Annotated in this window: 11 protein-coding genes and 1 pseudogene; 3 read left to right on the top strand and 9 right to left on the bottom strand. The window is 73.7% G+C overall.

From position 1 onward, the window contains the following. Positions 1–833 (top strand): annotated as a pseudogene (locus tag GT030_RS30825) (MFS transporter); the annotation flags it as partial. Here GT030_RS30825 and GT030_RS30820 read toward each other — a convergent pair. From GT030_RS30820 to hrcA, 9 genes are all read right to left on the bottom strand, one after another. Continuing rightward, positions 834–1,838, bottom strand: a complete 1,005-nt coding sequence (locus tag GT030_RS30820; RefSeq protein WP_161203901.1) for an adenosine deaminase — start codon at positions 1,836–1,838, stop codon at positions 834–836. It lies immediately after the preceding pseudogene. Positions 1,839–1,867: 29 nt separating this feature from the next. Then, a complete protein-coding gene (locus GT030_RS30815) occupies positions 1,868–2,773 on the bottom strand; it encodes a ribonuclease Z (RefSeq protein ID WP_161203900.1) in 906 nt (301 codons plus the stop codon). A gap of 5 nt (positions 2,774–2,778) precedes the next feature. Beyond that, positions 2,779–3,132, bottom strand: a complete 354-nt coding sequence (locus GT030_RS30810; protein ID WP_161203899.1) for a histidine triad nucleotide-binding protein — start codon at positions 3,130–3,132, stop codon at positions 2,779–2,781. A 169-nt stretch (positions 3,133–3,301) separates the two neighbouring features. After that, positions 3,302–6,517 carry a S41 family peptidase gene (locus GT030_RS30805; protein ID WP_161203898.1) on the bottom strand — a complete coding sequence of 1,072 codons (3,216 nt, stop codon included), beginning with the start codon at positions 6,515–6,517 and terminating at the stop codon, positions 3,302–3,304. A 50-nt stretch (positions 6,518–6,567) separates the two neighbouring features. Next, positions 6,568–7,095: a hypothetical protein gene (locus GT030_RS30800; protein ID WP_161203897.1), complete on the bottom strand. Its 528-nt coding sequence runs from the start codon at positions 7,093–7,095 to the stop codon at positions 6,568–6,570. Between the two features lie 78 nt (positions 7,096–7,173). Then, positions 7,174–7,920 (bottom strand): 16S rRNA (uracil(1498)-N(3))-methyltransferase, encoded by a 747-nt coding sequence (locus GT030_RS30795; protein ID WP_161203896.1) that lies wholly within the window; start codon positions 7,918–7,920, stop codon positions 7,174–7,176. Next, positions 7,917–9,017 carry a nitronate monooxygenase gene (locus tag GT030_RS30790; RefSeq protein WP_161203895.1) on the bottom strand — a complete coding sequence of 367 codons (1,101 nt, stop codon included), beginning with the start codon at positions 9,015–9,017 and terminating at the stop codon, positions 7,917–7,919. Before GT030_RS30790 ends, GT030_RS30795 begins: the two co-directional genes overlap by 4 nt. Before the next feature lie 77 nt (positions 9,018–9,094). Then, positions 9,095–10,234 carry a molecular chaperone DnaJ gene (gene dnaJ, locus GT030_RS30785; RefSeq protein ID WP_030814887.1) on the bottom strand — a complete coding sequence of 380 codons (1,140 nt, stop codon included), beginning with the start codon at positions 10,232–10,234 and terminating at the stop codon, positions 9,095–9,097. Beyond that, complete coding sequence (gene hrcA, locus GT030_RS30780; protein ID WP_135785882.1) at positions 10,235–11,251, bottom strand: heat-inducible transcriptional repressor HrcA; 1,017 nt, start codon at positions 11,249–11,251, stop codon at positions 10,235–10,237. A 169-nt stretch (positions 11,252–11,420) separates the two neighbouring features. Between hrcA and GT030_RS30775 the strand changes: the two genes are divergently transcribed. Both GT030_RS30775 and GT030_RS30770 read left to right on the top strand, forming a co-directional pair. Continuing rightward, complete coding sequence (locus tag GT030_RS30775; protein WP_161203894.1) at positions 11,421–12,143, top strand: MBL fold metallo-hydrolase; 723 nt, start codon at positions 11,421–11,423, stop codon at positions 12,141–12,143. A 34-nt stretch (positions 12,144–12,177) separates the two neighbouring features. Then, positions 12,178–12,469: DUF3097 family protein (locus GT030_RS30770; RefSeq protein WP_237522945.1), on the top strand; the 292-nt coding region annotated here is incomplete at its 3' end.

Raw genomic sequence — 12,469 nt, 5'->3', positions numbered from 1 at the left:
CCGTACGCCGGCCGCTCCCGCACCGCCGGGCCGGGCTGCTGCTGGCCACGACGATGCCCTGCTGGTCGCTGGCACAGAACGCGCTGTGGGGCGTCAGCGGGCGCATCGGCCTCGGGCAGGCGCACCTCACCGAGATCACGGTCGGCGCGGTGTTCGCCATAGCGCTGGGCGCCGGTCTGCTGGGCGTGGTCGGCGCGGGCGCCCTCGGCCCCCGGCTGGGCCGCGCGCTGCCGATCGGTCTCGGCACGGCGCTGATCGCGGGCTGCATCGCGCTCAGCGCCTCCTCCACCGACCTGCCGTCCTTCGCACTGGGCGAGATCGCGTGGAACCTCTGCTACCCGGTGGTGCTGTCCTACGTGATCAGCCTGGCCGCCGCGCTCGACGCCCGCGGCCGCTGGGCGGTCCTGGTCGGCTCCGCCGCGTCGCTGGGCACGGCGGCCGGTCCGCTGACCGGCAGCCTGCTGTCCGCTCGCGCGGGCTTCCCGGCGATGGGCGAGGTCCTGGCGGCGGTACTGCTGCTGGCGGCCGTCCCGATGACCGCGGTCGCCCTGCGGACGGCGCCCCGCCGCCTGCGGGTGGTGGAGATCCCGCTCGCGGCCGCCCCGCGCACCGAGGTGGTTCCCGTCGGCGCGGTCCCGCCGGCTGCGTTCCAGGACCTCCCCGTCACGGAGATCTCCCTGCGGGAGACCCCCGTCCCGGACCCGGCCGGCAAGGACGTCCGGGCCGGGGAGATCCTGGTCGGCGGAGCCACCGTCCGGGACCTGTCCGCCAAGGGCATCCCGGTCGTGCAGATCCCCTTCACCGACACCTCCGGCGCGACCGTCCCCGCGTGACTACGCCTGCTTGTGCGGGAATTCGTACGCCTCGACCTCCGCCAGGTACCGCGCCCGGCGGGGTTCGTCGTCCTCCAGGAAGGAGGCGAGGAAGGAGTTGCGGGCCAGCTCGCGCAGCCGGTCCTCGGTCAGGCCGAGGGTCTGCTGGACGGCGGTGAAGTTGTCGCCCGCGTACCCGCCGAAGTAGGCGGGGTCGTCGGAGTTCACCGTGCACATCAGCCCCGCCTCCAGCATCGCCGGGAGCGGGTGGTCGGCCAGCGTGTCGATCGTGCGCAGGCGGACGTTGGACAGCGGGCACAGGGTCAGCGGGACGCGGTCCCGGACCAGCCGCTCGACCAGCGCCGGGTCCTCCACGGAGCGCAGCCCGTGGTCGATCCGCTCCACCCCGAGCAGGTCGAGGGCCTGGACGACGTACTCCGGCGGCCCCTCCTCACCGGCGTGGGCCACGCGCCGCAGGCCGAGCGCGGCGGCGGCCTCGTAGACCTCGCGGAACTTCTCCGGCGGATTGCCCACCTCGGCGGAGTCCAGGCCGACGCCGGTGATCCGGTCCAGGTACGGCCCCGCCGCGTCCAGCGTGGCGAGCGCCGACTCGGCGGACTCGTCCCGCAGGAAGCACATGATCAGCTTGGTCGAGACGCCATGGGTCTCCTCGCTGCGGCCGAGCGCCCGCCACAGCCCCTCGATCACGGTCCCCATCTCCACCCCGCGCGCGAGGTGGGCCTGCGGGTCGAAGAAGATCTCCGCGTGCCGCACACCCTGCGCGGCGGCGCGGGCGAGATAGGCGTCGGCCAGCTCCTCGAAGTCCCGCTCGGTGCGCAGGACGGCCATCAGCTCGTAGTACAGGTTCAGGAAGGACTGGAGGTCCTCGAACCGGTACGCGTGACGGAGGGCCTCGGTGCCGGCGTAGGGAAGTTCGACGCCATTGCGCTCGGCCAGACGGAACGCAAGCTCCGGCTCCAGTGTGCCTTCGATGTGCAGGTGCAGCTCAGCTTTGGGGAGGGGCATCGAAGTATCGTACGCCCGCGTCCGGACGCTCAGCCGCGCTTGGGGAGCGGCACCCGGTCCAGGTCGCGGGCCACGGTCAGCTCGCCCTCGAACCCGGCCGCGCGGGCCTGCCGCTCGAACTCGGCGGGGTCGGAGTAGCGCTGGCTGAAGTGGGTGAGGACGAGGTGCCGCACCCCGGCGTCCCGCGCCACGGCCGCCGCCTGGCCGGCCGTCAGATGGCCGTGCTCCTCGGCGAGCGTTACGTCCTCGTCCAGGAAGGTGGCCTCGATGACGAGGAGGTCGCAGCCGTCGGCGAGGGCGTGCACACCGGGGCAGAGCCGGGTGTCCATGACGAACGCGAACCGCTGCCCGCGCCGCGTTTCGCTGACCTCCTCCAGCGCGACCCCGCCGAGCGAACCCTCTCGCTGGATACGGCCGACGTCCGGGCCGGAGATGCCGTGCGCGGCGAGGCGGTCGGGCAGCATGCGGAGCCGGTCGGGCTCGATCAGCCGGTAGCCGTAGGACTCCACCGGGTGGGAGAGGCCGTACGCCTCCAGCGTGTAGGAGGGGGTGGTGGCGAGGGGGCCGTCGGTGTCGACCGGTGCCTCGGTGAGGTCGGCCGTCTCCCGGTAGGCGGTGGCGTACCGGAGGCGGTCGAAGAAGCGCTGACCGGAGCGCGGGTAGTGCGCGGTGACCGGGTGCGGCACCCGGTCCAGGTTGATCCGCTGGATCACCCCGGCCAGGCCCAGGCTGTGGTCGCCGTGGAAATGGGTGACGCAGATCCGGTTCAGGTCGTGCGCGGCGACCCCGGCGCGCAGCATCTGCCGCTGGGTGCCCTCGCCGGGGTCGAAGAGGATGCCCTCGCCGTCCCAGCGCAGCAGGTAGCCGTTGTGGTTGCGGTGCCGGGTCGGGACCTGGCTGGCGGTGCCGAGGACGACCAACTCACGTACGGACATGTGGGTTATCCGGGGGGCCAGTTCAGGCCGCGGCCGCCGAGGACGTGGGCGTGGGCATGCCAGACGGTCTGTCCCGCGCCGGTGCCGGTGTTGAAGACGGTGCGGTAGCTCTCCAGGGACTCGCCCTCGGCGACTCCGCGGGTCTCCGCGAGGACGTCGGCGGCCAGCTGCGGTGCTTGGGCGGCGAGTTCCGCGGCGTTCTTGTAGTGGGCCTTGGGGATCACCAGGATGTGGGTGGGGGCCTGGGGATTGATGTCCCGGAAGGCGAGGGTGGTGTCGGTCTCCCGGACCACGTCCGCGGGGATCTTGCCCGCGATGATGTTGCAGAAGAGGCAGTCCTCTTGGGGTTCGCCTGCCATTTCGCCGCGCTCACTTTCGCCGGTGATCTTTGCCTTCGGCATCCTAGTCGTTCGGGTGCGCGTGCGTGGGGGTCGCTCGCGCCCCCGCGGCGCAGCCGCAAGTCGACACAGCTCCGCGCCCTGGGCCCTGTCTGACAATTTCCGTCTGCCGCGCGACGCCAGACAGGACCTAAGAGGCCGGCAGAGGGGGCGGGGTTTTCGCCGGCTGCCTCTCCAGTGCTTCCAGGGCCAGCCTTATCGCCTCGTTCAGTTGGGGGTCCTCGTCCGCTGCCCAGTCCTGGGGGCGCATCGGGATCTCCACGTCCGGGTCCACCCCGTGGTTCTCCACGTCCCAGCCTGCGCCCTGAAGCCAGAAGGCGTACTTGGGCTGGGTGACGATCGTGCCGTCCACGAGGGTGTAGCGGCTGTCGATGCCGATCACTCCGCCCCAGGTGCGGGTGCCGACGACCGGGCCGATGCCGAGGGCTCGGATCGCGGCGTTGACTATGTCGCCGTCGGAGCCGGAGAACTCGTCGGCCACGGCTACCACGGGGCCCCGGGGGGCGTCCTGGGGGTAGCTTTCGGGGCGCATGCCCCGGGGGAGGTCCCAGCCGACGATGCGGCGGGCGAGCTTTTCGACGATGAGCTGGGAGGTGTTGCCGCCGCGGTTCTCGCGGACGTCCACGACCAGGCCCTCGCGGGTGACCTCGACGCGCAGGTCGCGGTGGATCTGGGCCCAGCCGGGGGCCTGCATGTCGGGGACGTGGAGGTAGCCGAGGCGGCCGCCGGAGCGTTCGTGGACGTGGGCGCGGCGGCCGGCGACCCAGGCGTGGTAGCGCAGCGGCTCCTCGTCGGCGAGCGGGACGACGACCGTGTGCCGGGGCTCGCCGCCGCCTGCCGGGGCGATGGTCAGCTCGACGGGCTTCCCGGCCGTGCCGAGCAACAGCGGGCCGGGCCCGGTGACCGGGTCGACCCGGTGGCCGCCGATGGCGAGGAGGGTGTCGCCGGGGCGCACGGCGACACCGGGCGCGGCGAGCGGGGAGCGGGCCCCGGGGTCGGAGGTCTCCGAGGGCAGCACCCGGTCGACGCGCCAACTGCCGTCCTCGTGACGGGAGATGTCGGCACCGAGCAGCCCCTGGGGGGCGTCGTCGCCCCAGCCGCCGGGCGGCATGACGTAGGCGTGGGAGGCACCGAGTTCGCCGTGCACCTCCCAGAGGAGGTCCACGAGGTCGTCGTGGGTGGCGACCCGTTCGAGAACGGGACGGTAGCGGTCCAGGACGCCGTCCCAGTCGACGCCTCCCATGTCGGGACGCCAGAAGTTGTCCCGCATGAGCCGGCCCGTCTCGTCGTACATCTGCCGCCATTCGGCGACCGGGTCGACGGTGTGCCGGACGCGGCCGAGGTCGACGGTGACGCGGGCGTCGTCGTCCTCGTCGTCGGGGGCGCGGCGGTCGGCGGGGACGACGCGGAGCCTGCCGTCGCTCCACAGCAGGACGCGGCTGCCGTCGCCGCTGACCTCGAACTCGTCGGCGTCGGCGGCCAGGTGCTCCAGCCGGTGCTGGGCGAGGTCGTAGCGCTCCAGCTCGGTCTTGGGGTCGGGGGCGTCCGGGGTGGCGCGGGAGGCGCCGAGGACACCGCGCACCGGGTGGCGCAGCCAGAGCACGCCGTCCTTGGCGGCGCGCAGGTTGCCGTACCGGGCGGCCTCCACGGGGAAGGGCACGATGCGGTCGGCGAGCCCGTCGAGGTCGACGCGGGTGACGGGGGTGCCCTCGGCGCCCGGGGTCTCGTCCCGGTCGGGGGTGCCGAAGGGGCGGCCGTGGCGCTGCGGGCCGAAGGGGGACGGGGTCGTCGCCGCGAGGGTGATGAGGTGCGGGCGGGCGCCCGCCACGAAGGCCAGGTCGAAGACGTGGGTGTCGAAGACGGGGTCGAAGGCGCGGTTGGAGAGGAAGGCGAGGTGGCGGCCGTCGAGGGTGAAGACCGGCTCGTAGTCGGCGAAGCGCAGCGGGGTGGCCTCGGTGACGGTGAGGTCGGTGGTGGCGGCGAGCCGGATCTGGGAGAGCGGCCGCGGGCCGGGGTGGGCCCAGGCGAGCCAGCCGGAGTCGGGCGAGAAGGCCAGGCCGTGCGGGTCGCCGTGCTCGCTGCGGTCGACCTCGCGGATCTCACCGCTCTCCCGCTCGACCAGCAGCAGTCTGCCGTCGTGGGAGGCGACGGCGGCGCGGGTGCCGTCCGGGGACATGGCCAGTTCGAGGACGCGGCCGAGTTGTCCGGCGCCGAGGCGCCGCGGGGCGCTGCCGGGGGCGGGACCGGTGGCGGGGGCGAACTCCAGCGCGTCGTCGCCCTCGGCGTCGGTCACCCACACCACCCACTCCTCGCCGCCCGCGCGGAAGGTGCGCGGCAGCCGGGCCCGTACACCGGGTTCCGCCGCGAGAGCGCGGGCCGGGCCGTCGCGGTGGGTGACCCAGTGGACGGTGCCGCGCACGGCGACCGCGCTGCCGCGCCCGGTGTGGTCGGGGGTGGCGGAGTCCAGCCAGCGGGCGGCGTCCAGGACGAAGGGCTGGAGGCCGGTACGGGGGCCGCCGAGCCGGATCCCGGGGCGGCGCGGTTCGGCGCCGTCGAGGTCGTCCAGCACCCAGAGCTGCCCGGCGCTGACGTAGACGACACGGGTGCCGTCGCTCGCGGCGTGCCGGGCGTAAAAGCCGCCGAGCGGGGTGTGGCGGCGCAGGTCGGAACCGTCGGCGAGGGAGGAGTACAGGGCGCCGGTGCCCTCGTGGTCGGAGAGGAAGGCGAGGCGGTCGCCGACCCAGGAGGGGTACTCGAGGTTGCCGTCGAGCTCCTCGTGCAGGCGGACGAACTCGCCGTCGCCGTCGCGGTCGATCCACAGCTTGCCCGCGGTGCCGCCCCGGTAGCGCTTCCACGCGGAGGCGTCCCGGTTCATCGTGGCGGACAGCAGCACGGTGTGCGGGCCGTGGGCGACGGCGCCGACGGGACCGTACGGGAGGGTGGCGGCCGGGCCGCCGTCGAGCGGGACGGTACGGGCCCAGCTGTGTCGGGTGCTGTGCCGTCCGGCGGCGCTGACCGCCAGCACCTCGCCGTCCGGGGTCCAGTCGCGGACCTGGGTGCGGGCGCTGCCCCAGTGGGTCAGGCGGCGGGAGGGCCCGCCGTCCACGGGGGCGGTGTGCACCTCGGGGGCGCCGTCGCGGCGGGAGGTCCAGGCGAGGGTGGTGCCGTCGGGCGAGATACGGGGGTGGTTCACGGGCACGCCGTCGGCGCTGACCCGCCAGGCCCGGCCGCCGTCCAGCGGGGCGACCCAGACGTCGTCCTCGGCGGTGAAGGTGACCAAGTCGCCCCGTACATGCGGGAATCGGAGGTACGAGGCGGCGTTTTCCGTGGCAGCACCGTGAGTCACGCCATCACCCTACGCGCGAACGTCCGCACTCGGACCCGGAATTGATCAGTCTATTTGCCCTGGACCGGCCGGCACGAGGGGTCGTTCTCGCACCACAGGGTGCGGGTGACGGTGACGGTCACCGTGGGCCGGGGCTGGCCCGGCGGCCGGTAGGTGGCGGGCGGGGTGTAGGCCGGGGTGGCGTCGCAGTCGCCGAGCCCGCTCACCCGGAAGACCTGGCGGCCGCCGACCTTGGCGACCAGATCGCCGCGCACACAGGCCCCGTTCACCGCGCGGGTCACCTTGCCGGCGACGGTGATGTCCCGCCCGTCCTTGGTCTTCCCCTGGCAGTCGACGGTGAAGACCGTGGATTGGCTGGGCGACCCACTGGCCGACGACCCGCCGTCCTGCCGCCCGGTGCAGGTCAGCCAACTCACGTCCACACCACGCTTTTTCAGCGCTTCGGTGGCGGTCGAGTCGGTGGTGTACGCGACGGAGGCCGCCCCCAGTTCCCCCGGCTGACACGCCGTCACCGTACCGACGACGAGCGCCACGAGCCCACCGGCGGCCAGTACCCGAATCCCACTCGAAGCCCCCATACACCCCAGCGTCCCACCGACACCCCCACGGTGGAAGGCCGCATACGGCCAGTCACCCGAACGTGCGGCGCGGGGCTTTCAGGACCAGCGGCCGGTGCGGCCCAGCAGGAGGGCGGTCGCGGCGGTGCCCGCGGTGGAGGTGCGCAGGACGGAGGGGCCGAGGACGCAGGCGCGGGCGCCGGCCTCCTCGAAGAGCGCCAACTCGTCGCGGGAGACGCCCCCTTCGGGACCGACGACGAGCACGATCTCGCCCTCGGCCGGAAGTTCGGCGGTGGCCAGCGGGACCGACTCGTGGTCGAAGTCGGAATGCAGCACGGCGGCGAAGTCGGCCCGGGCGAGCAGCGCGGCGACCTGCTTGGTGGAGGCGGCCTCCGCGACCTCGGGGAAGCGGACCCGGCGCGACTGCTTGCCGGCCTCGCGGGCGGTGGAGCGCCACTTGCCCAGCGCCTTCAGCCCGCGCTCGCCCTTCCACTGGGTGATGCAGCGCGACGCCTGCCAGGGCACGATGCGGTCGACCCCGGTCTCGGTCATGGTCTCCACGGCGAGTTCGCCCCGGTCGCCCTTGGGCAGCGCCTGCACGACGGTGACGCGCGGCCGGGGCTCGGGCTCCTCGCGCACCTCGGGGAGGTCGACGATCAGCCGGTCCTTGCCCTCGGTGGCGGTGACCCGGCAGACCGCGTAGCGTCCGGCGCCGTCGGTGAGGACGACCTCCTCGCCGGGCTCCAGCCGCTTCACCGAGACGGCGTGCCGCCCCTCGGGTCCGTCGAGCACGTACCGGGTGCCGTCCGTGCGGAAGTGGTCGACGACGAAGACGGGCGCGGTCATCGCGCGTCCCCTCCCTGGGCTCGGACGGGTCGGTACTGCCGCCCCGACTCGCCCCGTACGAGGTTGAGTTCGGCGGCGAGGGTGCGGACGAGTTCGGCCGCGGGCAGCGGCCGGGCCAGCCGGTGGCCCTGGCCCGCCCAGAGCGACATGCCCTGGGCGTCCCCGGCGGCGGTGGCGGCCTTGCGCAGCGGCGCGGTCAGGTGGTGCACGTCGGGGTAGGCGGCGGGCGCGTACGGCCCGTGCTCGCGCAGGAAGCGGTTGGTCAGGGCGCGCGCCGGGCGCCCTGAGAAGGCGCGGGTCAGCTCGGTGCGCGGGAACACCGGGTCGGTCAGCGCCCGCTTGTGGATCTCGGGGGCGCCGGACTCGGGGGTGGCGAGGAAGGCGGTGCCGAGCTGGGCGGCGGTGGCCCCGGCGGCGAGGACGGCGGCGATCTGGGCGCCGCGCATGATGCCGCCGGCGGCGACGACCGGGATCTCCACGGCCTGCGCGACCTGGGTGACCAGGGACAGCAGGCCGAGCCCGGTGCCGTCGTTCTCGGCGAGGTCGCGGTGGGTGCCCTGGTGACCGCCCGCCTCGATGCCCTGCGCGATCACCGCGTCCGCCCCGGCCCGCTCTACCGCGCGGGCCTCCTCCACGGTGGTGGCGGTGACCAGGGTGACGGTCCCGGCCCGGCGCAGCGCGGCCAGTGCCTCCGGGTCGGGCACGCCGAAGTGGAAGGAGACGGCGGCGACGGGGTCGTCCAGCAGGACGGCGAGCTTGGCGTCGTAGCCGTCGTCGCGGCCGCCGTCGGGGTCGCCGGTCCCGGTCTCGTACCAGGCGGCCTCACCGGCCAGCTGCTGCGCGTACAGCTCGACGGCGCCGGGCTCGGCGTGGGCGGGCTGGGGCAGGAAGAGGTTGACGCCGAAGGGGCGGCTGGTCAGCCCGCGCAGCCGTTTGATCTCGCGGTACATGCCGTCCGCGGTCTTGTAGCCGGCGGCGAGGAAGCCGAGCCCTCCGGCCTCGGAGACGGCGGAGGCCAGTTCCGGCACGGCGACACCGCCCGCCATGGGGGCCTGCACGATCGGATGCACGACGAGATCGGCCAGTGCGGAGGACATGCCCGCATGGTGTCATGTCCGCCTGACAAGTCCGAATCCGGCCCGTGCACGGGGGGCGCGCTGGGCGCCCCCCGCCGTCAGCGTCCGTTGAACGCGTCCTTCAGCCGGGAGAACAGCCCCTGCTGACCTGGCTGGAACTGCCCGGTGGGCCGCTCCTCGCCGCGCAGCTTGGACAGCTCCCGCAGCACCCGCTCCTGCTCGGCGTCGAGCTTGGTCGGGGTGGTGACCTCGACGTGCACGATCAGGTCGCCCCGGCCGCCGCCGCGCAGATGCGTGACGCCCCGGTTGTGCAGCGGGATCGACTGGCCGGACTGGGTGCCGGGCCGGATGTCGACCTCCTCCATGCCGTCCAGCGTCTCCAGCGGCACCTTGGTGCCGAGGGCCGCGGCCGTCATGGGGATGGTGACCGTGCAGTGCAGGTCGTCGCCGCGCCGCTGGAAGGTGGAGTGCGGCAGCTCGTGGATCTCGACGTAGAGGTCGCCGGCGGGGCCGCCGCCGGGGCCGACCTCGCCCTCACCCGCGAGCTGGATGCGGGTGCCGTTGTCGACACCGGCGGGGATCTTCACGGTCAGGGTGCGCCGGGAGCGGACCCGGCCGTCACCCGCGCACTCGGGGCACGGGGTGGGGACCACGGTGCCGAAGCCCTGGCACTGCGGGCAGGGGCGGGAGGTCATGACCTGGCCCAGGAAGGACCGGGTGACCTGGGAGACCTCGCCGCGGCCGCGGCACATGTCACAGGTCTGCGCGGAGGTGCCGGGGGCCGCGCCCTCGCCGCTGCAGGTGTTGCAGACGACCGCGGTGTCGACCTGGATGTCCTTGGTCGTGCCGAAGGCCGCCTCGTCCAGCTCGACCTCGATCCGGATCATCGCGTCCTGGCCGCGCCGGGTGCGCGAGCGTGGGCCGCGCTGGGACGCCGTACCGAAGAACGCGTCCATGATGTCGGAGAAGTTACCGAAGCCGCCGGCCCCGAAGCCGCCCGCGCCACCGGCGCCGCCGGCCTGCGAGAGGGGGTCGCCGCCGAGGTCGTAGACCTGCTTCTTCTGCGGGTCCGACAGCACCTCGTAGGCGGCGTTGATCTCCTTGAACCGCTCCTGGGTCTTCGGATCGGGATTGACGTCCGGATGCAGCTCGCGCGCGAGCCTGCGGAACGCCTTCTTGATCTCATCCTGCGACGCGTCGCGGCGCACGCCGAGAACGGCGTAGTAATCCGTGGCCACTTACGACTCCGCCAGGATCTGTCCGACGTACCGTGCCACTGCGCGTACCGCTCCCATCGTTCCCGGATAGTCCATGCGGGTCGGTCCGACCACGCCGAGCTTGGCAACCGCCTCGCCGCCCGAACCGTAGCCGACCGACACGACGGACGTGGAGTTGAGTCCCTCGTGGGCGTTCTCGTGCCCGATACGCACGGTCACGCCCGGATCTTTGGCTTCGCCGAGGAGTTTGAGGAGCACGACCTGCTCCTCCAGGGCCTCCAGCACGGGCCGGATCACCAGGGGGAAGTCATGTCCGAAACGGGTGAGATTGGCGGTGCCGCCGATCATCAGCCGTTCCTCGTTCTCCTCGACCAGTGTCTCCAGCAGAGTGGAGAGCACTGTGGAGACCGTACCGCGATCCTCCGCCTCGAAAGCATCGGGGAGGTCCTCGACCAGTCGCGGTACGTCGCTGAACCGGCGCCCGGCCACCTTGCTGTTGAGCCGCGCGCGCAGATCCGCGAGCGGTGCCTCGCCGAACGGGGCGGGGCAGTCGACCATCCGCTGCTCGACCCGGCCGGTGTCGGTGATCAGCACGAGCATCACGCGGGCGGGCGCGAGTGAGAGCAGTTCCACATGCCGCACGGTGGACCGGGTCAGCGAGGGGTACTGCACCACGGCGACCTGCCGGGTGAGCTGCGCGAGCAGCCGGACGGTGCGGGCCACCACGTCGTCCAGGTCGACCGCGCCCTCCAGGAAGTTCTGGATCGCGCGCCGCTCGGGCGCCGTCATCGGCTTCACACCGGCGAGCTTGTCGACGAAGAGCCGGTAGCCCTTGTCGGTGGGGATGCGCCCGGCGCTGGTGTGCGGCTGGGCGATGAAGCCCTCCTCCTCCAGCGCGGCCATGTCGTTGCGCACGGTGGCCGGGGAGACGCCGAGGCTGTGCCGCTCGGTGAGGGCCTTGGAGCCGACGGGCTCCTCGGTGCCCACGTAGTCCTGCACGATGGCGCGCAGTACCTGCAGCCTGCGTTCGCTCAGCATGCGCACCTCCGTCACGTCGCCCCACGGCCCTTACGGTGTCCCGCCTGGCACTCTGCGCGTGCGAGTGCCAGACATCCCCGGCCAGTGTACGGCCGCGGGGTGCACACCGGGCAAGGTCGGTGCGGTCCGCCCGGCTTGTCCCCGGCTTGTCCCCGGATAGCGTGCGGGCATGACCGTGACTTGGGAAGACCTCGGATGGGAGCGCTTGGCGGAAGGGGTGGGCCGGTGCCGGCTGCCGGGCTGGGACTGCACGGTGGGGCTGGTCGTGGGCGCGGGCACGGCACTGGTGGTGGACGCGGGTTCGGGCCTCGCGGAGGGAGCCGCGCTGCGGGCGGCGGCACGGCGGCTGGCCGGGCGGGATGTGACCCATCTCGCGCTGACCCACCCCCACTTCGATCACGTCCTGGGCGCCCCCGCCTTCGCCGGGGCGGAGGCCTACGGCGCGGTCGGCCTCGACGTGGTGTTCCGCCACGAGCGGGAGGCGCTGCGGCGGGACGCGGTCGAGCACGGGGTCCCGGCCGGGGAGGCAGAGGCCGCCGTACGCGCCCTGGTGCCGCCCGCGCACGCCGTGTCCGGCGAGTGGACGCTCGACCTCGGCGGCGGCCAGCAGGTGCTGCTGGCCAACGTCGGGCCGGGGCACACCGCCCACGACCTCGCGGTGCTGGTGCCCGGCTCCCCCGAGGTCGTCTTCTGCGGCGATCTGGTGGAGGAGTCCGGCGAGCCGCAGGCGGGCCCGGACGCGGTGCCGTCCCGCTGGCCGGACGCGCTGGACCGGCTGCTGAACCTCGGCGGCGGGGACGCGCTGTACGTACCCGGTCACGGAGCGGCGGTCGACGCGGCCTTCGTACGACGCCAACGCGACGCCCTGGCAGCGCGTTTCGGCGTGTCCTGAGCACCGGCCCGCGACTTCTCTTATCGTCTGCTGAATGCGCCCACCCGTCTCCCGCCACCGCCCTTCCCACGAGGGCCCTTCGGGCCCGCACCACCGCTTCTACTCCCCCGACCTGACCGCCCCCTGGAAGAAGCCGCAGCCGGTGCCCGAGGTGGCGGCGGAGGCGGGGCTGGTGGTGGAGGAGCCCGGTACCGGGTTCTGCGGGGCGGTGATCCGCTGCGAGGCGGGCACGGTGACGCTGGAGGACCGCTTCGGCAAGCACCGGGTGTTCCCGCTGGAGCCGCGCGGCTTCCTGCTCGAAGGGCGCCCGGTCACCCTGGTCCGCC

It is taken from the genome of Streptomyces sp. SID1328 (assembly GCF_009865595.1).
Classification (GTDB): Bacteria; Actinomycetota; Actinomycetes; order Streptomycetales; family Streptomycetaceae; genus Streptomyces; species Streptomyces griseoluteus.
The sequence above is the reverse complement of the archived record's forward strand: the minus strand, read 5'-3'. Positions and strand labels throughout refer to the sequence as shown.

Excerpts from the sequence above, each read along its gene's own strand:
- GT030_RS30820 (WP_161203901.1), bottom strand. The coding sequence starts at position 1,838 with ATGCCCCTCCCCAAAGCTGAGCTGCACCTGCACATCGAAGGCACACTG.
- GT030_RS30815 (WP_161203900.1), bottom strand. The coding sequence starts at position 2,773 with ATGTCCGTACGTGAGTTGGTCGTCCTCGGCACCGCCAGCCAGGTCCCG.
- GT030_RS30810 (WP_161203899.1), bottom strand. The coding sequence starts at position 3,132 with ATGGCAGGCGAACCCCAAGAGGACTGCCTCTTCTGCAACATCATCGCG.
- GT030_RS30800 (WP_161203897.1), bottom strand. The coding sequence starts at position 7,095 with ATGGGGGCTTCGAGTGGGATTCGGGTACTGGCCGCCGGTGGGCTCGTG.
- GT030_RS30795 (WP_161203896.1), bottom strand. The coding sequence starts at position 7,920 with ATGACCGCGCCCGTCTTCGTCGTCGACCACTTCCGCACGGACGGCACC.
- GT030_RS30790 (WP_161203895.1), bottom strand. The coding sequence starts at position 9,017 with ATGTCCTCCGCACTGGCCGATCTCGTCGTGCATCCGATCGTGCAGGCC.
- hrcA (WP_135785882.1), bottom strand. The coding sequence starts at position 11,251 with ATGCTGAGCGAACGCAGGCTGCAGGTACTGCGCGCCATCGTGCAGGAC.
- GT030_RS30775 (WP_161203894.1), top strand. The coding sequence starts at position 11,421 with ATGACCGTGACTTGGGAAGACCTCGGATGGGAGCGCTTGGCGGAAGGG.